Origin of the sequence: Nostoc sp., from assembly GCF_036919615.1 — a bacterium.
GTDB lineage: Bacteria > Cyanobacteriota > Cyanobacteriia > Cyanobacteriales > Nostocaceae > Nostoc.
This window is the reverse complement of sequence record NZ_JBALCN010000025.1, coordinates 1-26,152: the sequence shown is the minus strand read 5'-3', so window position 1 is coordinate 26,152 and position 26,152 is coordinate 1. Positions and strand designations below refer to the sequence as shown.

General features: G+C 43.1%; 20 protein-coding genes and 3 pseudogenes. 16 read left to right on the top strand and 7 right to left on the bottom strand.

Annotation, left to right across the window (positions count from 1 at the left end; genetic code table 11):
• Positions 1 to 198: 198 nt before the first annotated feature.
• Entirely contained in the window at positions 199 to 3,303 is a 3,105-nt protein-coding gene (locus tag V7K48_RS08855) for a TIM-barrel domain-containing protein (RefSeq protein WP_335071536.1), read from the top strand.
• Between the two features lie 154 nt (positions 3,304 to 3,457).
• Here V7K48_RS08855 and V7K48_RS08850 read toward each other — a convergent pair whose 3' ends face one another.
• Positions 3,458 to 3,970, bottom strand: coding sequence for a hypothetical protein (locus V7K48_RS08850; RefSeq protein ID WP_335071534.1), 513 nt, complete (start codon positions 3,968 to 3,970; stop codon positions 3,458 to 3,460).
• 290 nt (positions 3,971 to 4,260) lie between these two features.
• The gene (locus V7K48_RS08845; RefSeq protein ID WP_335071532.1) at positions 4,261 to 5,964 is read right to left on the bottom strand and encodes an RluA family pseudouridine synthase; all 1,704 of its coding nucleotides are present in this window, start codon (positions 5,962 to 5,964) and stop codon (positions 4,261 to 4,263) included.
• A 58-nt stretch (positions 5,965 to 6,022) separates the two neighbouring features.
• Between V7K48_RS08845 and V7K48_RS08840 the strand changes: the two are divergent.
• Positions 6,023 to 6,304: pseudogene (locus V7K48_RS08840) on the top strand (DUF433 domain-containing protein).
• Here the strand turns inward: V7K48_RS08840 and V7K48_RS08835 are convergent.
• Positions 6,278 to 7,609, bottom strand: coding sequence for a hypothetical protein (locus V7K48_RS08835; protein ID WP_335071530.1), 1,332 nt, complete (start codon positions 7,607 to 7,609; stop codon positions 6,278 to 6,280). The pseudogene V7K48_RS08840 and the gene V7K48_RS08835 sit on opposite strands and share 27 nt — an antisense overlap.
• Before the next feature lie 253 nt (positions 7,610 to 7,862).
• Between V7K48_RS08835 and V7K48_RS08830 the strand changes: the two genes are divergently transcribed.
• From V7K48_RS08830 to V7K48_RS08815, 4 genes and pseudogenes are all read left to right on the top strand, one after another.
• Positions 7,863 to 8,249, top strand: a complete 387-nt coding sequence (locus V7K48_RS08830; RefSeq protein ID WP_335071598.1) for a helix-turn-helix domain-containing protein — start codon at positions 7,863 to 7,865, stop codon at positions 8,247 to 8,249.
• Positions 8,250 to 8,355: 106 nt separating this feature from the next.
• Positions 8,356 to 9,216 (top strand): alpha/beta fold hydrolase, encoded by an 861-nt coding sequence (locus tag V7K48_RS08825; RefSeq protein WP_335071528.1) that lies wholly within the window; start codon positions 8,356 to 8,358, stop codon positions 9,214 to 9,216.
• Positions 9,217 to 9,307: 91 nt separating this feature from the next.
• A pseudogene (locus tag V7K48_RS08820) lies at positions 9,308 to 9,512 on the top strand (hypothetical protein); the annotation flags it as partial.
• A 150-nt stretch (positions 9,513 to 9,662) separates the two neighbouring features.
• Positions 9,663 to 10,376: a 2OG-Fe(II) oxygenase gene (locus V7K48_RS08815; protein WP_335071525.1), complete on the top strand. Its 714-nt coding sequence runs from the start codon at positions 9,663 to 9,665 to the stop codon at positions 10,374 to 10,376.
• A 26-nt stretch (positions 10,377 to 10,402) separates the two neighbouring features.
• On the opposite strand, the gene V7K48_RS08810 is transcribed toward V7K48_RS08815, so the two are convergent.
• Complete coding sequence (locus V7K48_RS08810) at positions 10,403 to 10,747, bottom strand: hypothetical protein (protein WP_335071522.1); 345 nt, start codon at positions 10,745 to 10,747, stop codon at positions 10,403 to 10,405.
• Positions 10,748 to 10,853: 106 nt separating this feature from the next.
• Here V7K48_RS08810 and V7K48_RS08805 point away from each other — a divergent pair, with 106 nt between their 5' ends.
• The 7 genes and pseudogenes from V7K48_RS08805 to V7K48_RS08775 all read left to right on the top strand — a co-directional run.
• On the top strand, positions 10,854 to 11,609 hold the full coding sequence (locus tag V7K48_RS08805; RefSeq protein ID WP_335071519.1) for a phosphocholine cytidylyltransferase family protein: 756 nt from the start codon (positions 10,854 to 10,856) through the stop codon (positions 11,607 to 11,609).
• Between the two features lie 465 nt (positions 11,610 to 12,074).
• Positions 12,075 to 13,730 (top strand): phosphoenolpyruvate mutase, encoded by a 1,656-nt coding sequence (aepX, locus tag V7K48_RS08800; protein ID WP_335071517.1) that lies wholly within the window; start codon positions 12,075 to 12,077, stop codon positions 13,728 to 13,730.
• A 218-nt stretch (positions 13,731 to 13,948) separates the two neighbouring features.
• Positions 13,949 to 15,115 carry a phosphonopyruvate decarboxylase gene (aepY, locus tag V7K48_RS08795; RefSeq protein WP_335071515.1) on the top strand — a complete coding sequence of 389 codons (1,167 nt, stop codon included), beginning with the start codon at positions 13,949 to 13,951 and terminating at the stop codon, positions 15,113 to 15,115.
• A 75-nt stretch (positions 15,116 to 15,190) separates the two neighbouring features.
• A complete protein-coding gene (locus tag V7K48_RS08790) occupies positions 15,191 to 16,264 on the top strand; it encodes a 2-aminoethylphosphonate aminotransferase (RefSeq protein WP_335071513.1) in 1,074 nt (357 codons plus the stop codon).
• Positions 16,265 to 16,591: 327 nt separating this feature from the next.
• Positions 16,592 to 17,068: a hypothetical protein gene (locus tag V7K48_RS08785; RefSeq protein WP_335071596.1), complete on the top strand. Its 477-nt coding sequence runs from the start codon at positions 16,592 to 16,594 to the stop codon at positions 17,066 to 17,068.
• Between the two features lie 179 nt (positions 17,069 to 17,247).
• Complete coding sequence (locus tag V7K48_RS08780) at positions 17,248 to 17,634, top strand: endonuclease domain-containing protein (RefSeq protein ID WP_335071511.1); 387 nt, start codon at positions 17,248 to 17,250, stop codon at positions 17,632 to 17,634.
• Between the two features lie 79 nt (positions 17,635 to 17,713).
• A pseudogene (locus V7K48_RS08775) lies at positions 17,714 to 19,558 on the top strand (NACHT domain-containing protein); the annotation flags it as partial.
• A 582-nt stretch (positions 19,559 to 20,140) separates the two neighbouring features.
• On the opposite strand, the gene V7K48_RS08770 reads toward V7K48_RS08775, so the two are convergent.
• On the bottom strand, positions 20,141 to 20,596 hold the full coding sequence (locus tag V7K48_RS08770; protein ID WP_335071509.1) for a cupin domain-containing protein: 456 nt from the start codon (positions 20,594 to 20,596) through the stop codon (positions 20,141 to 20,143).
• A 283-nt stretch (positions 20,597 to 20,879) separates the two neighbouring features.
• Complete coding sequence (locus V7K48_RS08765; protein ID WP_335071507.1) at positions 20,880 to 21,644, bottom strand: cysteine hydrolase family protein; 765 nt, start codon at positions 21,642 to 21,644, stop codon at positions 20,880 to 20,882.
• A gap of 81 nt (positions 21,645 to 21,725) precedes the next feature.
• On the opposite strand from V7K48_RS08765, the gene V7K48_RS08760 reads away from it, so the two are divergent.
• Entirely contained in the window at positions 21,726 to 23,126 is a 1,401-nt protein-coding gene (locus tag V7K48_RS08760; RefSeq protein WP_335071505.1) for an amidohydrolase, read from the top strand.
• Between the two features lie 215 nt (positions 23,127 to 23,341).
• On the opposite strand, the gene V7K48_RS08755 is transcribed toward V7K48_RS08760, so the two are convergent.
• Entirely contained in the window at positions 23,342 to 23,470 is a 129-nt protein-coding gene (locus tag V7K48_RS08755; protein ID WP_335071503.1) for a hypothetical protein, read from the bottom strand.
• A gap of 870 nt (positions 23,471 to 24,340) precedes the next feature.
• Between V7K48_RS08755 and V7K48_RS08750 the strand changes: the two genes are divergently transcribed.
• A complete protein-coding gene (locus tag V7K48_RS08750) occupies positions 24,341 to 25,063 on the top strand; it encodes a ferritin-like domain-containing protein (protein ID WP_335071501.1) in 723 nt (240 codons plus the stop codon).
• 19 nt (positions 25,064 to 25,082) lie between these two features.
• The gene (locus V7K48_RS08745) at positions 25,083 to 25,874 is read left to right on the top strand and encodes a ferritin-like domain-containing protein (protein ID WP_335071498.1); all 792 of its coding nucleotides are present in this window, start codon (positions 25,083 to 25,085) and stop codon (positions 25,872 to 25,874) included.
• Positions 25,875 to 26,152 lie beyond the last annotated feature (278 nt).

Sequence of the window (26,152 nt, the reverse complement as noted above, 5' to 3'; positions counted from 1 at the left end):
AAAATTAAACTGTACTTCTCGGTTTACCGTAACTAAATCGGTATGGAAAGACTGAAGAGTTGCAACTGCGGTATCATAAGCAGCGATCTTGAGAAACTTAACAGGAAAAGTCAAGTGCAAGATATGAGATTATGGATCACAGAAGTCACACGCTACGCTATCTAAAAGTATTCACTATCTCTGTTTATAATAAAAATTATGCGTTTTTGTTTGTTTGGAGCTTATATTGCTCTAGCTACCTGTTATTGCATAATCCCCTCGATCGCACAGGCAAGTGTTTATCGAACTAAATTCAGTAATCGTTCAGCTTCCCTTATTGTTGAAGTTCTAGACGATGATTTAGTCTATTTTGAGGTTTCGGCGATCAGTAACGGGAGCAATCGTAATCAACCCCTCTATACCTCACCAATGGTGTTGAAGACTGATTATTCAGGCCCGTCTTCGCCTTCCCCACCATCTGGTAGCAGTGTCATTGAAACCAAAAATATCCGATTAAAAATTGCTTCCAATACTCTTTGCATCACTGCATACGACAAGACGAGGCAGAATGTTGAATTAACTAAAATCTGTCCTGTCGATCTCAATCAACCCGTGAAAGGCTTAAATATAGAGCAGGGGCAGATCGAGAATATTTATGGTCTTGGGCAAAACTTCAAGAGACTTGGATCTGCTGATGGTGATTGGCTTACCCTTAAAGAAAGAACAGGCGGAGAATTTGGCAATGCCCTTGAGGATTTTGGCGGTGGTAAGGTCGGTAACGTACAAATTCCGGTTTACTATGCTGTTGGTAAGAACAATCTCAACTACGCCCTGTTCCTAGACAACGTTTATAGACAAGAGTGGAATTTCACCAAATCTCCGTGGCAAGTGCGGACGTCCGGTGACCAGCTTCGCTTCTACATTATGACAGGAGCTAATTTGCTGGACTTACGCAAAGAATTTCTAGAATTAGTAGGTCGCCCACCAGTTCCACCTCGTAAAACCTTTGGTTTGTGGGTTTCAGAGTATGGTTATGACAATTGGAAGCAGATTGATACGATTTTGAGCGGCTTGCGAAGCAATAATTTCCCAATCGATGGCTTCGTGCTTGATTTGAACTGGTTTGGTGGAATTATTCCTGACAACACGCAGACATCCGTTGATGAGTCTACAGGCAGTGCGATGGGTCGGTTGAATTGGGACGAAAACCAAGACCCCTTAGTTGCAGACGATCGCTATTTTTTCCCCAACCCTGCGTCTAAAATTCGTCAGTATGCGTCTGATGACATTCGATTAGCAGTCATTGAAGAATCGTATCTTGCTAAATCTACCAATACCTATCGAGAGATCCCAGCAAATTTATTGGCATATCGGCGTAGCGCTGGCAATACCTGTGATTTTAATCAGCAATCAAATCCAACTGAACTTAGTGCAAAGAATTTCTGGGGTACAGGTTCAATGATTGACTGGTCTGATTCAAAAGCAGGGAGTTGGATTCACGAGCAACGGCGTTTTCCCAATTTAGTGAAATTGGGTATTAATTTTCATTGGACTGATTTAGGTGAACCAGAACAATTTAACTCCAGTGCTTGTTATGAAGGTGTAGAAACTACAGTTTCAGGACGCAAAATCCAGCACGCTGATATTAGCAATCTTTATAACTTATTGTGGAGTCGCTCTATTTGGCAAGGATACATTGCTAAAAAAGGGCAAACCGATAATTTAGGGATAACAAATCCCCGTCCTTTTATTATGACTCGTTCAGGTGCAGCTGGAACTCAACGCTATGGTACTGCTATGTGGTCAGGCGATATAGGTTCAAACCTGCAATCTCTGACTACCCACTTTAATGCTCAAATGCACATGTCATTCTCTGGGATTGACTATTATGGCGCTGATATTGGTGGTTTTGAGCGATCGGCACTGCCCGGTAACGACAAGCAAGGGTCTTATCGGGGTTATGAAGACGAAACTTATACCCAGTGGTTTGCCAACGCAGCTTGGTTTGACGTACCTGTGCGACCCCACACACATAATCAGTTCCTTGAAGCTGACATAACATATGAAACTTCACCTGACCGCATTGGCAAGATTCAAAGTAACCTAGCCAATATTCGCCAACGTTACGAACTCATTCCCTACTACTACAGTTTGGCTTATCGTGCTCACTTGTTTGCAGAGCCTGTGATTGCACCATTGCCCTTCTACTATCAAAACGATCCTAATGTTCGGCAAATGGCTAACCAAAAACTTATTGGTCGCGATTTACTTGTGGGAGCAGTGGCTCGTTATGGAGAATATGAACGTGACATCTACTTACCCGCAGGAAGATGGATTAATTACCATACCAACGAATGGATTAAGAGCGGAGGACAAACAGTGAAGAATGTTCCAGTGTATCGCAATGGGCTGTTCCGTTTACCTGTTTTTGCCAAGGCTGGAGCCATTTTGCCGCAAATGTATGTAGATGCCGATACAAAAGATGCTTATGGACGACGAAAGAATAACAGGAATAGTGATCAGTTAATTCTACGAGTGTATGCCGATCGTGCACCATCCGGCTTTACTCTTTATGAAGATGACGGTGAAACATTAGACTATGACTCGAACGAGCGTCCAATTTATCACTATCGCTTAACTGAACTCAAACAGCAGCAAATCGGTGCTGACACAGTTAAGGTCACAATTGCTGCTGCTACCAATGTGAATGGTTCTACATTTTCTGGAGCAGTGACAACACGTCAGAACATCATCCGCTTAGTGGTTGACAGAGCAAAGGCAACAAAGGTGACACTAGATCGTGCAGCTTTACCGCAACTGACTTCCCAAAATGCTTTCGATAAAGCCGAAAATGGTTGGTTTAATGTCGGCAACAATTTGATTTTGGCTAAATCAAGCTCACTAAACGTGAATACTACCAAAACCTTCACGTTTGATCTTACTCCTGTAACTGCAACCACTTCTGTACATTTTGTCTGCGATGGGCGTAGCCCCGCCGTAGCCCATCGCGGCTTTACCAGTCCTGGCGAAAGTACATACATCACCGGGAATCTACCCGCCTTAGGTGAAGGAAATCCTGCCAAAGCAATTAAGCTTGACCCCAACGTCTTTTATCAGTACATTATTGACAAACGTAGCGAGGCAGGACCCACAGCACCTGTTTGGACAACTGTTATATCTGGCCTCCCCTCAAACACTGCTTTTGAGTGGAAATGCCTCCGTCGTCCTGAAAATGGGACAGGAACTGTGACTTGGCAATCTGGAGTTAACAAATTTAGAACTAGTGAATCAGGGTACGCAGGGCAAAGTCTTGGAAGTTTTTGACAACAATGAAGCATATATTAGGAAGGCAAATGAACATTGTATTCGCTCGCGATCGCCCTAAATCGCTTTTTCAAGTCAATTGCTAGCATAGGTTTCAACACACTTTTGACTTTTGATTTTTGACTTCCGCCTTGCGGTACTAGTCGCCTTCACTTTATTGTCCAGCTTTAACACGCTGCCCCGTGAAAGTTAACGTTGCTGTTACTGGAGCATCATCACTAAGCGGATTTGCGTTTAGTGAGAACGACCTCAGTTTTGCTGTTGCTTGCACTATCCCAGCTTTCGGATCAAATGTCGCACGAAAATCGGTTCTGGTAATTGAGCCTGGTAATGTCGCTGTTGGGTAATTGAAGTCGAGTCCTATGGCAGTAATCTCTCTATCTGAAGTACACTCCCAACTGCCCTGCACATTACTAAAGGGTTGAAAAGAGGGATTACCAGTTTGGGTTGAGGCACTGCTCACAAAGTTGCCATCTTGAGTGAACGTTGTAATCCCATAAAACTGACCCCGATCATCAGATAATGGCGTCAGATACGTGCCTGTCACAAGTTTATGACAATCGCTTATGGGTTCAGCTGAGACTTTGTGGATATTCACAAAGAAAGTAGTTGTGAGTACCAACAGTAGACAAATCGTTAACGTGACTAAAGCATTACGAGTTTTCATTCTAAAACATTCGCTTAGAAGTACATAATTTATTAAATACCATGACCGTTGGTATTTTTGATTATGGACGTGAACTAACAGCGTTTTTTAGGTGAATTTTTTATGTATTTATACTTGAATTGAAGTTGCAAATATATTTTTTCCTGAAAGCGGAGAGAGGCTTAATTTCCGTGATATTTGGATGTAAATTTAAGGTAACTAAATCTTTTCCGGAGATGTCTATTTAGTTTAAAACTAGTTACTTTATCCTTTGTGAATTAAGAGAGCAGTTGCTGGTTATTTTAATATTGTCAAAAGGGCGTAATTGCTTGTAAATGTAGGCTTTTTTTTAACTGCGGATGCTCGAAGCGAAGTTCTCTAGCGTGCAAATGTAACCGACTGGTAACAGCACAGCATCCATAAAGGCGATCGCCTAAAATAGTTACCCCAAGTCCTCGCACATCAGCTGCATGAACTCTCAACTGATGAGTGCGTCCTGTTAGCGGCGTAAATTCTACGCGGGTGTAGTCTCCTTGTCTCGCCATCACCTGGAAGTGTGTTAAGCTGGGTTTACCGTGCTGCCAATCAACTTTTTGCTCAGGGCGATTTTCAGGATCTCCCCACAGTGGCAGGTCAATCACACCTTGCTCAACTCTCACAGCACCGCAAAGGATGGCTTCATAAACCTTGTGAACCTGGCGTTGCTGAAACTGCTGGCTAAGTTGCCGATGGGTTTGACGATCGCGTGCCAACAACAAAATCCCAGATGTTTCCTGATCTAGGCGATGCACAGATGCAAGTGCCATGCCATCCGGTAACAGATGACGTAAGCGACTCAAGACACTATCTTGGCGATCGCGATAACGACCAGGTACCGAAAGTAGCCCAGCAGGTTTGTTTACAGCAATCAGCCATTCATCTTCATAAATAATCGGGATCTCTCCTTTGGTAGGGGAAATTGGGCTAGTTGTGTGTATATTCCTATTAGGGATTGAAATAGGTTTCAAGCCTGAGAGCAAAAACCCCATTAATGGCTGACATCGCTCGGCACATGCTCCGTAAAACTCTCCCTGAATTTTATCCTGATTTAGACAAGACCCACCCCACCAAAATTCTGCCATTGCCAATGGTTTGAGATTATGTGTTGCCGCATAATGGAGCAGCTTTGGGGCACAACAGTCTCCTGTGCCAGTGGGGAAGCCTCCTGGCATCAATTGTTGCAATGATCGCGATCGCCCGGAAAAATTGGTCAGGCTGTAGGTAGCGTGCATCTGAGCTTGTAATTGACGCGACAGTGTTTTACGCTGTTGTTTGAGTTCGCTAATTCGCGCATCCGTCGCTGCAATTAACTGTTGAAGGGGCTGTAACACTGCATTTTGCTGGCGTTTAAGTTGTCGTCGCTCAATTCCCTGTTGACGACTCTCTTCGTCGAGTTGTTCAAGGGCAATAGTCAGGGCTTCTGGAGTAAGTAAATTGTAGATTTGCTGACGTTTTTCCTGTCGCTGATGTTTGCAATGGCGATGGCGATCGCTCATTGCTTGCAATTGCTGCTCAAACTCATCAAACAGGGTTTGGTACTGCTGGCGTTCGGTCAGTTGCTTCAAGGTAAGAATTTCTTGCTTAATCGCGTCCAACTGGGCCAAAGTGCGGGCTTCCTCTAAAGCAACCTCGTCTCTTCCTGGAATTGGCGGCACCCAGCCCTCAACAACAGTGCAACCATTCAAAAGACCAGAGAAGGCTTTGAGTACCCGTTGTTCGCCATTAGGCAGTTCAACCAATAGTATTCCATACATCTTGCCTTCACGAGAATAACAGTCATTGTTGGCAAGCCGTTGCATTAGTCCGTGAGCGATCGCTTCGGACATTGAAGTACGGGGTAATTTCAGGTGATGTCTACGACGGGCTATGCCCACGCCACTTTGAGGATAACGCCCTTCGTACCAATAGCTACAAGATGAGCCGCTGATCGCAAAATCGCAGTCGATGAAATTTGAAAGCGAATGCATAATCTCCATAAAATATAGACCTGTTCTCTCACTATTATTGACGTAAGGTAACAATCTCCACTGACTCATGAACTACCATCAACTCATCACAATCGAACTTGGCAAACGCAGTGGTAAACCCTGCATTCGAGGAATGGGAATTACGGTGTATGACATTTTGGAATATCTTGCTAGCAGCATGACAGAAGCAGAGATTTAGGAAGACTTTTCTGAACTCACCTCCGAAGATATCAAAGCTTGCCTTACTTTTGCCGCAAATCGCCTAGATTGGGTGGGTACGCCAATGCAGCCAAAGATTCAACGTCTAATCACGAATTTCTCTCTAGGATTTAGCAGCAGGAATCGATGAATCGCTCTCCGATGGATTGTCTTGTTTTGGTGGAAGCGGTGGTTCAGATAAATTGTCTTCTTTAGATGAAGATTCCGGATCTTTTGTCATACCATGCTGCTCTTGCCCTCTAAGTCCAAGATATGTTGCGGCACTGATTCCTTGTAGGGTAAGAAGTGTTTCATCAAATTCCGGCATTGCCAGATTTTTAATCACCTCCCAAACAAAGAATAGTCCGATCGCAACTGTCCAAATAAATGTTTGGAACCGATGAAAGTTGACTCCATTAATATCCGATAATATATCGTAGAAAAAACCTTCAGAAACGCGTTGACTACCTTTTCTCTTTTTCTCATCACCCTGTCCATCAATTAACGAAGTACCAAACACAGTTATAGAATTGATTCCCAATAATATTAGTGATTGTTTGGTCAAAACATTGGTATAATCTCCTGTTATGCCGTAGATAATTAGGTAAGAACTAAAAATTAGAAATGTCCAAAAAGCAAGTTGAGATATCGATAGACTGAACGGGTTTCTATTTAATTTTTTTCTGCCAAGAAAAAATTGAGCAATTTTGTTTTTCCGATTATCTTTCTCAAGATCAGCCTTTTTTGTAATCAACAGTTCTTCACCACCGATCACCTCTTCTTGAGAGTAAACCCCTTCTATTCCAGGGCTACGGAGGGTATTTCGGCAATACCTAATAAATATTAATACAATAGCCAGAACTAGAAGCAGGCACAGCCAAAATCGCCACGATAACAGAACTATTTGGAATTGAGGAGGTGATAATTGATTGCTCACCGGAATCGCCAGTTTCTTGGGACAGCCTACTCCTGCAATCACGTTAATACTGTATTTGCTTGCTTTACCAAGAAGCGTATTCCATGCAGCTTGAGACGAGCCGGCACGTTCAAGTCGAAAGGCTAACCAATTATCATCAACAATTTTTCTTTTATTTTTATCCGTAACCATGACTATGACTGGTTCTCCGCGGATATTCTCTAGTTCATAGCCATTCAGGTATAACACTAATTGTCGAGGATCAAATGAATTGCCATTAGTCGTTGCCTTGCTGGTCTCCTGTGATAAATTTTCAACTTTCACCAGGATGCGATCGCCCATTGTAACTTGGTTCCGACCATTATCGGTAATGACTTGTTGAGTTCTGAGATTAGGAGGCACTGAACATACCTGAGGCGATGCAAAATTCACAGAAGGGACATCTGAACTATCTTGAGCAATTACTGCAAAGTTGATAGAAACAATCAACAGAAAAACCAGCAGAAAAATAGCAGTAAATTTTTTAACATTTTTATACATCGTTCGATATTTCACCAACAGTGATTACTATGTCGGTAGTGTAACCATACTTTAGTCATTCCGTGTATTAAAAAACTTGTCTAAAAAACAATACCTCCGCTAAACAGAGAGAATGAAGAGAAAGGGGCAGTGCCTGTCTTGAAAAGTGACGCTACGCATAGTCGAAGAGGCTGCGCTAACAGATGCCTGCGACGGTCACTGACTTGTACTAAGCGCAGTCGTAAAGCCTGCGGTATAGCTTCTCTACGAGAGGCTGCGCCAACGCTTAAGGCGCAGCCTCTCCAAGAGTTGTAGCTTTGTCGTACCACAGCAAATAGCACTGAGAGCCAAAATAATATTACTGGCAGACAAAGGCAAGAATAATCGTGAAATTGAACGCTCACTCAACATCAGTCGATACATGGTGCAAAGATGGCGTAATCGATGGTTAGATTTAAGCGATCGCTCTTTATCAGTAATTGAGAGATTGCAAGACTCAGAACGTAGTGGTACACCAACAAAATATAGTATGGAGCAAGTAGTCGATTTATTTGCCTTGGCGTGTTCAGAACCTGTCGATTATGGACGACCTATCAGCCATTGGATGGGAACAGAACTTGCCGTACAAAAACAAGGCTTTGGCTGTTTAATCGGTATTTAATTTCCGCCGTGCTGTACTAGTGAACTCACATGGTTGAATCAGGAGCGAAAATGACTTTCATTCATCTTTGTCAAGAAAACCACAACTGAAAAAAGAGGATTAACCGATGCGAGCAAAGATACGTGATACAGAGATTTACTTTGATGTTGTAGGCGCGGGATTAGTGGTGGATGGAGCGCGATTGCGATCGCAGCCAGTCGCTTTGATCATTCACGGTGGTCCCGGTGCTGATCACACACTTGACAAACCGACCTTCTCTTTACTCAGCCACAAGCTGCAACTCGTCTATTTTGACCATCGAGGACAAGGACGTTCAGCGCGGGGAGTAAAGGAAACCTATACCTTGGACAATAATGTTGAAGACATGGAGGCGCTACGCCAATATCTGGGCTTGGACAAAATTGTAGTGCTTGGCAGTTCCTACGGCGGCATGGTTGCTCTTTCCTACGCGATTCGCTATCCCCAAAATGTCTCTCATCTAGTTCTCATCTCTACCGTAGCGGATTCCCGCTTTCTAACGCGAGCACAAGAGATTCTCGCAGAGCGGGGAACTGAAGAACAAAAGGCGATCGCCCAACGACTCTGGGACGGCACATTTGAGAACGAGGAACAACTGCGCGAGTTCTTCCAGGTGATGATGCCCCTGTACTCATTCACCTACGATCCCAACTCACTTCAGCCAGCATCGAACCCAATGATTCTCTCTCCTGATGCTATCAATGTTGCCTTTGGTGGTTTTCTGCGCTCTTACAGCGTGCTGGAGGAGTTACATAAAATTACATCACCCACCTTAGTAATTGTAGGACGACATGACTGGATTTGTCCGCCGGAATTCTCTGAAGAAATAGCTAGTAAAATCCCCAATGCCGACCTGAGAATCTTTGAAAACAGCAGTCATTCGATTCGGGTTGACGAGCCGGAAGCTCTCCGAGATGCGATCGCTGGTTTCTTGGTATATAAGCAATAGCGCTCGTTCACCAGACACATGAAAATAAGGAAAGTTAGAAAATAATCAATTAGCCCAGTCATTTGGTTATCACGTTGCACAAACATTGGGGCAAGCTAAATCTCCCAAACTGCCCAAAGTGTTAACAGTTAGTTGGACTGTTGAAGCTGTTGCTCCAGAAAGGCGGCTACCTCGAACATCGAAGCAAAACATCCATTGGCATCCAAGTTTTATGGCGAGGCTGGTTAAAATTGCATGATCTTTGTGTTCGCGTAGCGTCTCTTAGAGAGGGTTGGAAGCTTGCAAAAGAGACTTAACGGGAAAAGTCAGATTTGCCAGGGAGTAGGGAGTAGGGAATCAGCCCTTTCGAGTTGTACGGAGTTTTTTCACGCAATCAAATAGGAGTCCTATATCTTTAAAGAATGCTATGTTTACTTTTGCAATCCTGTATTAGTATCAAATTATCAATGGAGCTTCAAACTGAAATTTACAACGCTATAGCAGCTGTTGATTACCAAAAACTTCAAGCTGAGTTTCAAGCTCAGAATGAATTGTTGGTGGTGGAGAACTTTCTCCCTAACTCCATCATCGAGCAGTTCTTGGCGCTGTTGCCATCTTTACAACCTGCTATCAACCGCAACTATATTCCCAATCATAAAAAGGGCGGTAGTATCAGCCGCTATAGCTTAGACAGCCTTGCTCCAATTTTCGGAGAGTTTTATCAACTCAGGGCCTTTTTCGAGTTCCTCGACAAAATTACGGCAGAAAAACTCCTTCCCTGTCCTGATACTGATCCCCATACTTACGCGTTGTACTACTACACTGAGCCTGGAGATCACATCCAGTATCATTACGATACCTCTTACTATCGCGGGAAACGCTATACAGTATTGCTTAGTTTGGTTGATAATTCATCCAGTAAGCTGGAATATCAACTCTACAAGGATATTCCTGAACAGGAGACCCAAACGCGATCGCTCTCCTTAACTCCTGGTAGTCTAATGTTATTCAATGGTGACAAGCTTTACCACAGAGTTACTCCTTTGGGTGAAAATGAGCAGCGCATTGTCTTAACTTTGGAGTACGTCACCGACACTCACATGGGTATGCTAAGACGTTTTGTCTCGAATATGAAAGATGCGATCGCTTATTTTGGTTTTCGCCAGGTGTTTCGCAGTTAAGATAACTAGTACCTGCCTTCAGCCTTCTACCTATATTCTCCAATCACCTCGATTTTACCCACAATGTTGCTGTTTAACTCTTCCAGTTCTTCGGCTGGAATCCACCATTCTGTATGATATGAAGCCCCAACTTGATGAACTTCATACTTATCCATGAAAACTTTCTTAACCTCAAACCGTGTAACATAACCCACGCCACTGTCCCTAATATTCCATTTAGTCGCAATTTCCTGGGCATACTGCTCGTTTGTAACGGGGTAAAAAATTGGCTGTTCCGGTAGTCTTGGCGGCCATTTGGTGTAGTCGCTTTGTTTAACCAGTTCTAGCTCTTTTGGTCCAGTGGGGCGATACAGAGTTAATCTTTCTTCCATGTTAAGAATTAATTAACAAATATTGTCTTGAGCCAAAAACAGTCATTATAAAATACGGGAAAATTTCTAGATTTCCTGGTATCTTAGCTTTGTTGGTGACTTGACAATGAAGGCAATTATATTAGCTGCTGGCGTTGGACGACGCTTAGGTAAAGACGGGCAAATCCAACCCAAATGCTTACTAAAATTTAACGGCAAATCTCTATTAGAGCGCCATTTGAACTATCTCCGTCATTACCAGATTGACGAAGTAGTGATTGCTGTGGGTTACCAAGCACAAAGAATTCAGGAGGAAATCAAAGCATTGGGAGCCGAAAATTGGGTCAGTACAGTTTATAATCCTGACTACACTAAAGGTAGTGTAATCAGCCTTTGGACTTTACGTCAACAGCTAGTTGCTGGCGATGACATATTATTAATGGATGCAGATGTGTTATGCGATCGCCGCATCATCGAACGACTAGTAAAGACAAATATCCCCAACTGCTTCTTGCTAGATCAGGATTTTGAACCGGGAGATGAACCCGTGAAGCTTTGCGTCAGAGATAATTATTTAGTGGAGTTTCGCAAACAAGTAGTTCTTGGTTTGGCTTATGATTTGATTGGCGAGTCAGTGGGATTCTTTCGTTTTGGGAGTGCTGCTACTCACCGGATTGCTACTCGCATAGAACAATATGTTGCAGACGGACGACATGATCAACCTTATGAAGAAGTAATTCGGGATCTGCTGTTAGAAACTCCAGAAACATTTGGCTACGAAGACATCACTGGTTTACCTTGGCTGGAAATCGATTTTCCACAAGATATTCAACGTGCCCAAAACGATATTTTACCTCAGATAGAAGTCGCAGAAAATGTCTGAAAATATCTTCATTTACAGGGGTTATCGTACCCTGCGGGAAGCCGCTACGCGTCTATGGATGCATTACAGTCTGACCTCTCTCCAAACCTCTCTCCTAAAAGGAGAAAGGCTTTGAATCTTACCCCCCTTCCCTTGCCTACCGTGTATACACAAGTCGAATTACCCCCCTTAATCCCCCCGATATATTGGGGGGAAATAAGAAATCTTATAATCCCCCCTTATAAAGGGGGGAAATAAGAAATCTTATTCCCTCACGCACTTGCTTTAAGTCGGCAAAGCCGCCCAACGCAGTGGCTCCCCTTTATAAGGGGAGGGTTAGGGTGGGGTAAAACCGAGATTTATCAACTACTTGAGACTTGTGTATACACGGTAGCTTCCCTTGTAGGGAAGGGGCTGTTCTTGTTAGGTCTGTATTCCATGCAATTGAGAACCGCTATATTATATAGTTTGAAAAAAGCAGAATAGATGCATCAAATACTTGCACCCACTGAAACCGCTGCACAATTAAGTAAGTGTGCCCAACTGCGGGTATTACTAGAATCGCCTCAACTCGACTTCATTATGGAAGCTCACAATGGGATTAGCGCCCGCATTGTGGAAGAGGCTGGATTTAAAGGAATTTGGGGCAGTGGACTCGCCCTCTCTGCTCAATATGGCGTTCGAGATAATAATGAAGCCAGTTGGACTCAAGTTGTGGAAATGCTGGAGTTCATGTCTGATGTCACCAGCATCCCCATTTTGTTAGATGGGGATACAGGTTATGGTAACTTTAATAATATGCGTCGCTTAGTTAAGAAGTTAGAACAGCGAGGTATTGCTGGAGTCTGTATTGAAGATAAGCTTTTTCCCAAAACTAACAGTTTCATCAATGGGAGTCGCCAAGCTTTAGCTGATATTGATGAATTCTGCGGCAAAATTAAGGCAGGCAAAGATAGTCAGACAGACCCAGATTTTTGCATCGTCGCCCGCCTCGAAGCTTTGATTGCCGGATGGGATCTTTCGGAGGCACTGCGCCGAGCTGAAGCTTACCACGCAGCCGGAGCCAACGCCATCCTGATTCACAGTAAATCATCGCGTCCTGACCAAGTGCTAGCCTTTGCTAAAGAGTGGGCGGGTCGTTCCCCGTTAGTTATAATACCAACCAAATATTACAGCACCCCCACCGATGTCTTTCGTAAAGCTGAAGTGAATTTGGTCATCTGGGCAAATCATCTGATTCGAGCTGCTGTTGCTAGTATGCAAGCGATCGCCTACGAAGTGAAAGCCAGCGAAACTTTAATTAACATTGAAGATGAGATTGCGCCTGTGAAGGAAATTTTCCGGCTACAGGGGGCGGATGAACTCATAGAAGCTGAAAAACGCTACTTCAACAACGGACGCCACGATACCCAAGCGATCGTTCTGGCTGCTAGTAGAGGCCAAGAATTAGCAGGATTGACGCAAGATAAACCAAAAGTAATGTTACCCCTTGGAGGTAAACCCTTACTTAGGTTGTTGGTGGACAAATTCAAAAAACTTGCCATCAACGATATTACCGTTGTCGCAGGTTACAAAGCAGAAACTATCAATGTTCCGGGGACTAAAGTCATCCGCAACCCAGATTATGAAACAACGGGAGAATTAGCATCTTTAACCTGCGCTCAAACCAGCTTCAGCGACGAAATGCTGGTGCTTTACGGCGATTTACTATTTAGAAGCTACATCCTGCGGGATTTATTAGAATGTCCCGGAGAAATTGTGGCTGTGGTTGATTCTGTGGCCAACAGCAAGTCTGTTAGTGGTTCACCTGACTACGCCTATTGCTCAATTCCAGATGATCTTTCTCTCTTTGGACAGGATGTCAACTTGTTGGACATTTCTAAAACAACACAAACGCAATTGGGGAAATCTAGCGGCCGCTGGATTGGGATGCTGCGCCTGCGGAGTCAAGGTAGAGAGTGGGTGAGTGAAGCACTCAATGAGTTGCAAAAACGACCAGAATTCAACAGTTTGGGTTTGCCAGAATTATGCAATTATTTAATCGAGCAAGGCAAACCGATCAAGGTGCTTTATATTCGTGGTAACTGGTTAGATGTTAATTCTTTAGATGATCTTGACCTTGCTTTTCAATTAAAGCAATAGGGGAGACGCGATTAATCGCGTCTGTACAAAAGTTAGAAGTAGAGACGCGATTAATCGCGTCTCTACAAAAGTTAGGAGTTCTAAGCTTGACGTTTTGTATTGTGAAGTTAAAGTTCCGAGTTCAAAGGTCGAAGTAATAATCTTTCCTCCCAACTCCCAACTCTCTGCTCCCCATCTCAATTGTCTAAATACCTGAAAATTGCTGTAAATTTTTAATTATGATTCAGGCAGAGGAATTTGTAGAAGCTGCGCGTAATCTTGGCTTTGAGTGGTACACTGGCGTACCCTGTTCTTTTCTGACGCCTTTTATTAACTACGTGATCAATGACGTTGAACTTAGATATATCTCCTCAGCCAATGAGGGAGATGCTGTAGCGATCGCATCGGGAGCAGCAATTGCTGGTAAACCAGGAGTGGTGATGATGCAAAACTCTGGTTTGGGAAATGCAGTTAACCCGCTAACCTCCCTAAATTATATCTTTCGGATTCCACTGCTGCTGATTTGTACCTTGCGAGGCGATCGCTTGTTGCAAGATGAACCACAACATCAATTAATGGGGCAAATCACAGATAAATTATTGGAAACGATAACTCTACCTTGGGAATTTTTCCCCACAGACGCAGCAAACATAGAACCCGTTCTGCAAAAAGCCACAGCCTACATGCAACAAGAACGCTGTCCTTATGCTCTAATTATGCGTAAAGGAGCAATTGCACCCCATGCACTCACCCGTTCTTCTATCCCTGAACGAGAAAATAGTAGTAGCGCTCATATTCAACAAAGCTTTTTTCGGGATCACAAAAAACAACGCGTTTCTCGCAGCGAAGCATTGGCTCGGATTGTGGAACATACTGATGCCGAAAACACTGTAGTAATTGCCACCACTGGATATACGGGACGCGAACTCTTCGCCAGTAAAGACAGCGCCAATCATCTTTATATGGTCGGGTCGATGGGTTGCGCTTCCTCAATGGGATTGGGACTATCCTTAGCACGTCCAGACCTGAAGGTAGTAGTGATTGATGGCGATGGGGCAGCACTGATGCGAATGGGTAATTTTGCGACCATCGGCACTTATGGCGGTGCTAACTTGATCCATATTCTCTTAGATAATGAAGTCCACGATTCCACAGGCGCACAAGCCACTGTTTCTGCGGGTATCTCCTTTGCCAAGATTGCCGAAGCGTGTGGTTACGGCGTTACATTAGCTGGAGACGACCCCACCCTTTTAGATACCTTATTTACCGCAGATAGCAACACTAGACCTAAATTCGCTCATCTGAAAATCCGTCCCGGAACTTTAGAAAAGCTACCCCGACCCAACCTCACCCCAGAAGCAGTTTTGCAACGCTTCATGAAATATATCGGTTCCAACTGGCAATAAAATCCTAACAGACGCGATGAATCGCGTCTCTACTACTAACTCCTGTACAGACGCGATGAATTGCGTCTCTTTGTAATGATTTTATTAAATCCCGGCCCCGTCAATTTGAGCGATCGCGTCAGAAACGCCCTGTTGCGTCCCGATTTGTGTCATCGTGAAGTAGAATTTTCCCAACTTCAAAGCAGAATCCGCGAACAATTACTTCAAGTTTATGATCTTGGAGGCGCTCGCTGGGTAGCAGTTCTCCTCACGGGTTCTGGTACCGCAGCGATGGAAGCGATGATCAGCAGTCTAGTACCCAAAGATGGGAAATTACTAGTAATTGAAAACGGTGTATATGGTGAACGACTATCCAAAATCGCCAAAATCCACGGCATTAATTACATCACACTTTCCCATCCCTGGAATGCCGAAATAGATATCAACGGTTTAGTCAAACTCCTGGATGAAAACACCGACATCACCCACCTTGCAGTCGTCCATCACGAAACTACTACCGGTCGCCTAAATAATTTGCTGGAACTTGCCCCAATTTGTCAAGAACGCCGCATCAAACTTTTAGTGGATGGAGTCAGCAGCTTTGGTGCCGAGGAACTGAATTTTGCAGATTGGGGAATCACCGCTTGCGCTGCGACAGCCAATAAATGTCTGCATGGTGTCCCTGGAACCTCCTTTGTCATCCTGCGACGGGATGCACTGCCCTCAGTAGACACAATCCCCCGCACCTTATATTTAGATTTAGGAACCTATTGCCAGCAGCAAGACCGAGGTGGCACACCTTTTACGCAATCAGTACAGACATTTTATGCTTTAACAGAAGCTTTGCAAGAAATGGCAGAAGCAGGGGGTTGGCGTGCCAGACACAGCCATTACAACCAACTTGCCAGCCTAGTTAGAGACGGGTTAGCCTCAATCGGAATTAAACCCCTACTTCCTCTTGGCAGTTCATCCGTTGTCTTGAATGCCTACTATTTGCCAGACGGTTTCAGCTATGAGGAATTTCACGACCAACTGAAAGCACAAGATTATATCATTTATTCTGGACAGGGAAATTTCGCTCAATCTATCTTCCGAGTATCGACAATGGGAGCTATTACCCACACTGATATGGAACGCTTTATTAGTGTTGTTAAAGAAATTATTCGGTAAACTAACTATTTCACTTCAGAAACCTAACCCCCAGCCCTTTAAGAGCAAGGGAAGGGGAGCAACAATCAAAGCCTCTCAACCTTTCGGGGAGAGGAATGGAAGTGGGGTTTCAAGAATAATAAGTTGTACATCGCTATGACTTACCAAAAAACCTCTCAAACTCAAATTCCTCCGTGTCCTCTGCGTCCTCTGTGGTTCGATTTTCCGTTGCTTGTGCGTAAGTCCTAATCGCGTTAAATACCGTGAAAAGTCAGGTTGACGTTGAGATGTGCGATCGCATTTACCAGTGGGAATCATAACAAACAGATTCACTACGGTAAATATCCAATGGCTTACCAAAACATCACCGCTTCCCTTTCCCCAGCAGATATCCAAGAAATTAAAGCAGCCTTTGTGACAATCCAAGCAAAGATGCCTTTTCTCGTAACCCTGAGTGCAGAAGAACGACGCAGCTTATTTAAGATGGGCGATAAAAGACTATCTTTTGTCAACACTAGCCTGATTGCTGCCCAGTCTAACCGAGACATTTTACCAGCCAGCTTTGATGTAGATGAGTTTGTACGAGATTATCAATTAGCAGCGACGCTTACCGAACTTTTGATTGGATTACGACAACTGACAGAACAAGTAGATGATACCTTAATGGCAGTTGGCAGTGAAGCAATGGGCAGCAGTTTGACAGTTTATGATTACGTAAAGACAGCTGCTAAGAAAACTCCAGGGTTAAAAACTCTTGCTGAACAATTAGGTGAACGGTTTAAAGCTATAAAAAGTAAACCTGCTAAAGCTGCTGTCGATTCTTAAAGGATTTTTTAAAAGCCTTTAGTGATGTAGTAAAACCTTTTAGATCCCCCTAAATCCCCCTTAAAAAGGGGGACTTTGATCTAGTTCCCCCCTTTTTTAAGGGGGGTTAGGGGGGATCTCGAATGACTATGCACCTTAACCTACGCAGTATTGGGTAAGGAGTATAAATACTAGAAAATATGACAAATAAACTCAATAGCAGCAATCACCATTTACCTTACAATCCAAAGCTTGTAGAAAGAGCGAAAGAACTTCGTAAAAATATGACCCCAGCAGAAAAAAAGCTGTGGTATAAATATTTGAGAAATTTTCCATTTCGGGTTTTAAGACAACGACCGATTAATCATTTCATAGTTGATTTCTACTGTCCTACTTTAAAAACAGTGATTGAAGTTGATGGGGATAGCCATTTTACAGATGAAGGCCAAGATTATGATCTGGAGAGAACAAACATTTTGGAAGGCTATGATTTGAAGATAATTAGGTTTACAAATAGTCAAGTTTTAAATCACTTTGATAGTGTGTGTGAGCAGATACAGCGTCTGATCCCCACTAGCACCGTTTAAAAAGCTACGGTGTACACATAAGTCTTTTAGGGTTGTGCCACAGGCTTTTGATCCCCCCAACCCCCCTTAAGAAGGGGGGTTGGGGAAGATAAAACAACTCAAGTTGGAAGAAGTTGTTATAGTTCTGAATTATATCTATGAGCCAAACCAGGGAATATTTGGGTCAGAGAGGGGAGAGTTTGAATTTTGGCTTATTTCCTCAGTGGCGGCAATAATGAGGTAAAAAGACTGCTCACATGGCTGGGCAGACCTCAAACAAAAACAATTCCTGAGAAACTTACCTACGATGAAGGCAAGAAAACGCTGGAGGTGTTTTCTCAAAGCCTGGAAACCTAGTGAGGGGCTGGATAGATTAAGAGAAGATTTAGCAGAACAGATTTCAATAGTTGCCGAGAACAAAAAAGTTCATTGGCAATGGCAAGATATTAGTTTGCTACAGCACCACTACAACAACCTCAAAACTTCCTACCCTACTAAAGCTTTTGCAGTGCAGTCACAGATAAATAACCTTGAGGGTTGGCAGTGGTTTTTCAAAGCCAGAAACACCATCCTTATTCATGCTGCCTTTTGGCTTATCCTCATCTTTGCCTACCCCAAATTTCCCCAAGTCCAAGCCATCTTCTTCTGGAACCCTTGGGTACGCCGCATTTTCGGCGTCGGCTATGTCGGTTTTCTTCTCACCTGGTTTCCCCCCTTCCGGCGCAAATTATTTGAACCATTCAAACCTTCCCTATTAGCCGATGCCGGCTTAGATAATTTTAATGACCAAACATACTTCCCAGAATCTCAAATCAAAGTTCCCACTTCAGGAGACATCCTGCCAATTACCAAAGCATTACCCAGTATTCAAGGACAAATTATCTTAGAAGGAGATTCCGGCTTAGGCAAGTCGATGTTTCTCCGTCATCTTTTGAAAAACTCCCAGCGCATTGTCGTTTATCTACCCGCGCAGAAATGTCATAAAGGCGTAATTGAGGCAATTCAAGATAAGCTACACGGCCAAGCCAAAGATGCCGACTTCCTAAAAAACCTGATTTACAGTGGTGCAATTGACATCTGCATCGACGGACTCAACGAAGTCACCGCCGATACACGGGCAAAAATCTGCCAGTTTGTCGAAAGCTATTTCCGGGGCAACATTATAATGACTACTCAGCCCCTAGAATGGATACCGCCCTCAACAGCAAAAACATACTACTTGCAACCCCTTGAACAACAACAAATTCAAGAGTTTTTGATATCCCGTCAGCCGCGACTCCCCAAAGATGCCAAAGTTCAAGGCGATGATTACGCCAAAGCCTGCACCAACTATTTAACAGAAGTCCTGAATAACCAGCAAGCCAAAGAAGAGTTAAACGCTGCCCAACGAACTCTTTCCAATCCAATGGATTTAACTGTGGTAGCGCTGATGTTATCACAAGGTAAATATCCAAACTTGTTTCGCCTGCAAGAACAGCAATACAATTTAATGGCGGCAGAATACCTGAAAGAATGGAATCAAGAATTTCCCTTAAAGAAATTTTCCGCCGCCGTCTACCAAATGCGACTCGAAGACAAACAAGCCTTACCCGCCGATGAATTTCACCAAGTTGCGATGTCTTTGTCAGATGAAAAATACAAGATGGTAGTCAGCCGTCAGTGGCAAGATGAAAAAGGCGAAGCCAAGAAAGAATGGTACTTCCGCCACGATAAAATTATGGATTTCTTTTTAGTGCAAAACTTTCTGGGCGAAAGTGATGCCGCCGAAGGACTATTAGTTGATAGAATGGGCGATCCGCGTTTTCGTGGCGTTTATTTCTTGCTAGCAACCTTACTTGAGATAGATGCAGCCAAAGAACTGCGGGAAGAGTTGATTCAATACGCCGCCGACACCAAAGACAATACGGTGAGTAATACTTTCGTGCAATTGTTGCGGACTAGATAGTGGGCTTCGTTGGCTAGAAACTAAGCCCTACATGAGCTTCGGGAGATTAGCCATCAGGTTCTAAACCATGTAAAGATAAAAAAGTGAAAATCATTTAGTCCACTAAGCGTGGGCTTCGGCTATCAGACTTGGAATTTAGGGAACTCCAAAAAATAAATTAGGAATTACGCATTGACAGGAAAGACCAAATTATGGGTGACTTGAAAAATACACATCTGTCGTAGGGGCACAGCAATGCTCATTGGTGTCAACTTAAGCCCAAACACTCTCTTTTTCCTCGTTTTAAATCCCCCAACCCCCTTAAAAAGGGGGCACTCGATTCTAGTTCCCCCCTTTTTAAGGGGGGTTAGGGGGGATCTAAAATCTAGGTGGTACATCGAAAAATTTTCACTCTTCTTATCAGACTAGACTTTCACGTTAAGTTGACACCAATGAGCAATGCTGTGCCCCTACAGCGTGGGTCTATTTACCATCAAAGAATGATTAACGAAAACCTGAAACGACGTATTTACCTTGTATACACAACATGACTCTTTTGTACAGTGCGTAAGTCCTAATTTAGAAGTGAGGTTTCAAATATCTTTAACAGGGTATCAAAGCATCTAATCTCCCCAGTACTGCCATATCTTCAGCATCTAACTCCGTCGGAATACCACTGCGAATCAATTCTGAAAAGTTTTCATTAGGAACCATAACAGTCAACGTGTACAAGCGAGTAGAACCAGTATTTTTAATCAAATGAGTCCCAGTGGGAGGCACCAATAAACTATCTCCAGTTTTGATTGTGGTAGTCTTGCCGTCACACATAGCGATCGCTTCCCCTTTGAGGATGAAAAACATTTCCACCGCCCACTGATGACGATGTGGCGGTGTTTGTCCACCAACATCAAAAATCTCAATGCAGCAAGTCAAGGAAGTATTAGCACTTGTCGAATCGAAGATAATTGCTAATCGATTAGAGTCGTTGGGACTAAGGCGATATACTTGGTAATCTTTGGTAGATTTGATAACCGGAATTGCACAACTAGTAGCGTACATTTATTTACTCCCTCGGAAGTGATTGTTGGGTATGAAAATTCCTAAAATCCAATTCCTGAATATTGAGTTGTTAGTTGTATGTCTAAATCACCCAATTTGAGATTTGAGATTTTAAATTTTGGAATTTGGGATTAAGTAATTCAAAATCCAAAATTTAAAAAGGTTTGATATCAAGCGAATTTAAACGCAAGAACAAATCTAAAATCTCAAATTATTGAGCAAATAAAGAGCATTCATGCATGAAATCAATCTCAAATCTCAAATCAAATTACTCCTCACTCTTTTACAGCGCTGTTAAAATTGCTTGCGAGTCAGTGACAAAACCGAAGCATTGTTTGACATTGTACAATGTCGCCAGCCAACAATATTCAGGAGAAGTAGTAGCGGTACAGTCTTTAACTAACACGCAGTCATATCCTAAGAAGTTGGCATCACATAAGGTTGCTAGCACACATTGATCAGCATTAACACCAGCAAAAAATAATGTAGTCCTTCCCAGATTCCGCAAGATACTATCTAAAGGTGTATCCCAAAAACCACTCATGCGGTATTTATCCACATGAATATCTTCCGGAATCTGTTCTAGTTCGTCTACTATTGCTGCTGCCCAACTACCTGCCATGAGTACTCTAGCACCATTACCTGGCAGTGGATCGCCCAATCCCACACCCTCCCCTGTGGGATTATAGACGTGACGCGAAGCAGCACTAATATTGAGCAAGTCGGGACGATTCCCCCAATTTACCCAAATGACTGGAACACCAGCCTCACGCAGTTCTGGAAGTAAGTTGTTCAAAGGTTCAATAGGCTGACGCGCCGGAGTTACGTCCACGCCTATATGCGCTAACCAGCCATCAGGGTGACAGAAGTCGTTTTGCATATCAATGACGAGGATAGCAGCTTTTGCCAAGTCTAAATGCAGGGTTTTAGTTTCTGTTGATAAAATAACGGGTTGTGGGGTCTTTTGAGGACGAGTGATGTCTGCGATCGCATCATTCACTGTCCACGCATTTGGCGCAACTCCCAATGTCCGTAATGGTAAATTCATAAAATTGCAATACCCAAGACCATTTTCTATTTTGTAACTTGAAATTTAGTTGAAAATACGATTACTTAATCAAGGTTAAATATGGTAAGTTTCACCATCCAGAATGTATTGATTGCCTTCCGTGATGATTATGCAACGGTAGATGTACAGGTTGTAGATGGTGCGATCGCTGCGATTGCACCGAATCTACAGGTAATCGGCACTGCCATTGATGGCAAAAATAAGCTACTGCTACCTGGCTTTTTCAACGCCCACACCCACTCATCAGAGATGTGGCAGCGAGGAATCATGTCAGTCTTCCCTTTAGAATTATGGTTAGCAGAACTGTATGATTTTACCCCTCTTGATCCCGAACAGGTTTATCTCAGCGCCTTGGGTACTGCGGTGGAAACCTTACTTTCTGGCGGGACGAGTGTGGTAGATCATCTGGTGTTAATTCCCGGACTTGAGTTAGAAACGATCGCCATTGCAACTCGCGCTTACAAAGAAGTTGGAATTCGCACCTTTATCGCCCCCTTAATTCAAGATGAATCCCTTAGCGCAGGTATACCATCCGGGGAATCAGCCCAAACTCATGAGCCTTATTTTCGCTCAACTGTGGCAACATTGGAAATCATCGAAGAGGCAGTGCGACAATTTCATCGCCCGGATGAGGGTGTAAGTATTTTGGTCGCACCAACAGGGATACAATTATGTACTGATGCTTTATTTGCGGGATGTATCGAGTTAAGCGATCGCTATAATCTTTGTCGTCACTCCCATTTACTGGAAACTAGGGCACAGGAAAAAATCGCTCAACAAAAGTACGGTTGTACTGCTGTGGAACATTTAGAAAAAATCGGTTTTTTGAGCGATCGGACAACTCTAGCCCATTGTGTCTGGTTAAATGATGCTGATATCGCTATTTTGGCCGAAACTCAATCTACAGTTGTTCATAATCCCTTAAGTAATCTGCGTTTAGGCAGTGGCATCGCCCCCATTTTAAAATATCGCCAAGCTGGAGTAAATGTGACTTTTGGTTGCGATGGTGCTTCGAGTAATGACTCTCAAGATTTGCTTGAAGCAATCAAAATTGGTTCTATCCTACATAATGTCACATACTCCGATTACCAACACTGGATTATACCTCGACAAGCTGTAGAAATGGCATCTTTGGGAGGCGCAAAAGGACTGAATTTGGCAGACAAACTCGGTTCGCTTACAGTAGGGAAACAAGCAGATTTAGTACTTTATGACCTTACAAATTTATCATTGTTACCCCGCACAGATCCCATCGGTTTGCTAGTTTTAGGGCGTCCTAGTAATGTTGTCGATAGTGCTTGGGTGAATGGTAAGCAAGTTGTTGCTGACGGTAAAGTGACAACAATTAACGTTGATGAATTGCGGCAAGAATTATTTAATCGCAGTCAATGGGAGAGAAAACGCAAGTCTCAAACTGTGGCGCAAATTGAAGGACATTATCGCACAGTCATGGGTTTGTAAAACTAAAACTTATTGCTGCTGCCAAACGAGCTAAACAAGAAATTGCAAAGGGACAAGCACTGCAATGGACTACGACCAGCTATGAAGTAGACATCTCTGAAAATCAATTAAGACCCCTCTCCAAACCTCTCACTGAAGCAGAGAGAGGCTTAATTTACGTGATATCTGATGTAAATTTAAGATAACTAAATCTTTTCTGGAGATAAGAGAGTGTTCTAACTATTGGATATTCTCTTGCGATCGCTAAATCCTTCTTTACAGAACTCCAACAAATAAATTATCCAATCTTCTGGGGTGGGCGACACGAGCGCCAGTAACAACTGGGCATAAGATGTCCACCCCACAAAAGATGGTTGGATTTTTTTTGATTTGGAAGTCCCTTACAGCACCTATACCAACTGAAGGTAGGTTCCCCTAGAGAAAGCATAAAGCAGTTCAAAATATGGCATTTTTTCCGATCAAGCGATCGCTATCTTGAACTGGAGCTAGTCGTTTTTTTCGTCCGATAGTGGCATTTGTTGCTATTTTGCTCCTAATCCTAATCTATGCAACCCCTAAAGTTTTGGCTTCAGCTCATCAAGACACAATTTTTCTTGCCATTAAGCTCACTGCTGCGGATCTCACAGATTTATTTGTGTTTGAGAGTCCTGATTTTGTGAGGTGCTAAAAATTAGGGGTATAAATCACCTATTTAATAGTGTGTAGGCGTAGCCTGCCATAGGCATCGCAGCAAAATAGCTGTTTTTATTGAGAATATAGCTATTTAACTGAGAATTCAGCCCCGATCTAACTTTGGGGAATTGCTCCCTCGGCTAGGGAATTTTAGCAACAAATGAGCAATAAATGAGCAATAAATAATTACTTTTTGGACTGGACAGTGAGCTTCACAAGCGCGATGCTGAGGTACGTAAGTAACCATTTAGACTTAAATGCTGGAACTAATTTATACGTAATGAACAGATTTGTATAGGGGACAGCAATGTCAGCATTGATTGCTTCAAATTTTTTATCTACAGCTGCTCTGTTGAGAAAGAAAAAAAGCAAGAAAGCGTAAGTTAACAGTGTTTCTAATAATAAACTGGGCGTAAATGTCGCTTGGGTGTTCATTTCTGCTCTGCTACAGATAGGCGCAGTAATTAATAGAGATATGTGTAATTATCCTTAACTACTAACGAGTAGGTAAATAAAGACTGACTTTTTTAGGAGACAATAACATGAATAGGAAGTTATCTTCCACCTCGCGACGTGCCTTATTAAAATGGGGTCTTTGTAGTTTTGGTGCAGCAGCCCTAACAATATTACCTAAAAAGCTAACGGCACACACTATTAGTTCAACCAAAACTCTGACATTTAATGCTAATGATGTTGGCATCCTTAACTTTGCTCTCTTATTGGAGGAGCTAGAAGCAGCATTCTATTTATTTGCTCTTAGATCTGGCAAAATTAAAGACAAAAAAGAGTTTGACTATCTCCAAGCCATAGGCTCTCATGAAGCCTCGCACGTAACTTTTCTCCGCCAGGTGCTAGGTGCAAATGCGAAATTTAAAACGAAAGACCTCAGCTTTAATCAAGCTGGATTAAATGCTGTTCTCAAAGACCGCAACACCATCTTGAATACAGCAGTGTCCTTGGAAGACACGGGTGTTCATGCTTACAATGGTGCAGGAACCAGCCTGAAAAACCCCACATACTTGCTTGCCGCTGGTTCTATTGTGTCTGTAGAAGCACGTCATACAGCAGGTGTACGTGCTCTTTTAAAGCGATCCACCACTGAGTTAGATATAGAGCGTGCAGTGAATGATGCTAACTTAATTCCTGCACTAAATCCAGTCAAGGGAAATGCTTACGACGAGTTATACACGCCTAAACAGATTGTGGCGATTGTTTGCTCTCTGAATTTATTGAACAACCCAATCAATGGCGCTCTCGTCGCCTAACTTAAGGAGTTACTCGAAGATGAAAACCCTTTTAGATTTGGCGACACAAATAGTTGCAAACCTCAGTACTTTCAGTGGACTATTCCGCTGTCTGGTAGCAAGAGTTTGGGGTATAGTTCTTATCCTGCCTCTAATCACCTTTGTGTCTCTGTTGTTAATTCCAGCAACACCAGCCTATGCTCACGGGACAGTGCTGAAGCCTAAAGAAGTTGTTGAATATGCCCTAACGTTGGAAAAACTGGAAGCTGATTTTTATCGCCGTGCAATTACTGCAACCCAAAGTGGCGGATTGAACAGTCTGCCAAAGGTAGCCAAAAACGCCCTCATCTCTTATGGAAAGGATGAAGCTCAACACGTTACTGATCTATCAGCTGTATTGAAATCTTTAGGAGGTAATCCAAATGGAATTACTATCCCAGCTAATCCCAACTACGATGCCATACTTCAACGCAACCCATTTGCTAAACCGGAAGACTTTTTACTTGCCCTACAGTTCGTTGAAGACACAGGAGTAGCAGCTTATAAGGGACAGGTACAAAACTTGCTTGCTGCCGGTTCATCTGGCAAAACGGTGCTAGCCGCCGCCCTAGCAATCCACACAGTAGAAGCACGACATGCTGCTGGAATACGATACCTGCGACAGACTTTTTACAATGTAAACGTACGACCGTGGATTAGAAATGTAAATGAAGTAATCTACAATGAAAATCGTCTTGGTAGTCCAATTCCGTTCGCTAGTGAAGCTTTCGATGGCTTTGCTACAAAGGATGAAGTCTTAGCGCTAGTGGGTCCTATATTAACTGAGAAGTAAATTCAGTATTTACGTGTCAACTTAACGTAAAAGCCTGTCTAGATAGACCCTTCATACATTGTCTCGTTCCCAGCCTCCGACTGGGAATGCCTAATGTGAGGCTTTGCCTCAAGACTAGCGGCAGAGCCGCAATTGATTTGCATTTCCAGCCAGAGGCTGGAAACGAGGTTTTAAAGGGATTTGCACTTACAGCAGTTTGCGATCAAAAAAACCACAAAAATAACTATCGAATAGGCTCAAAAAATAGACCACAATGATTAAACCAATTTAGAGCGTTT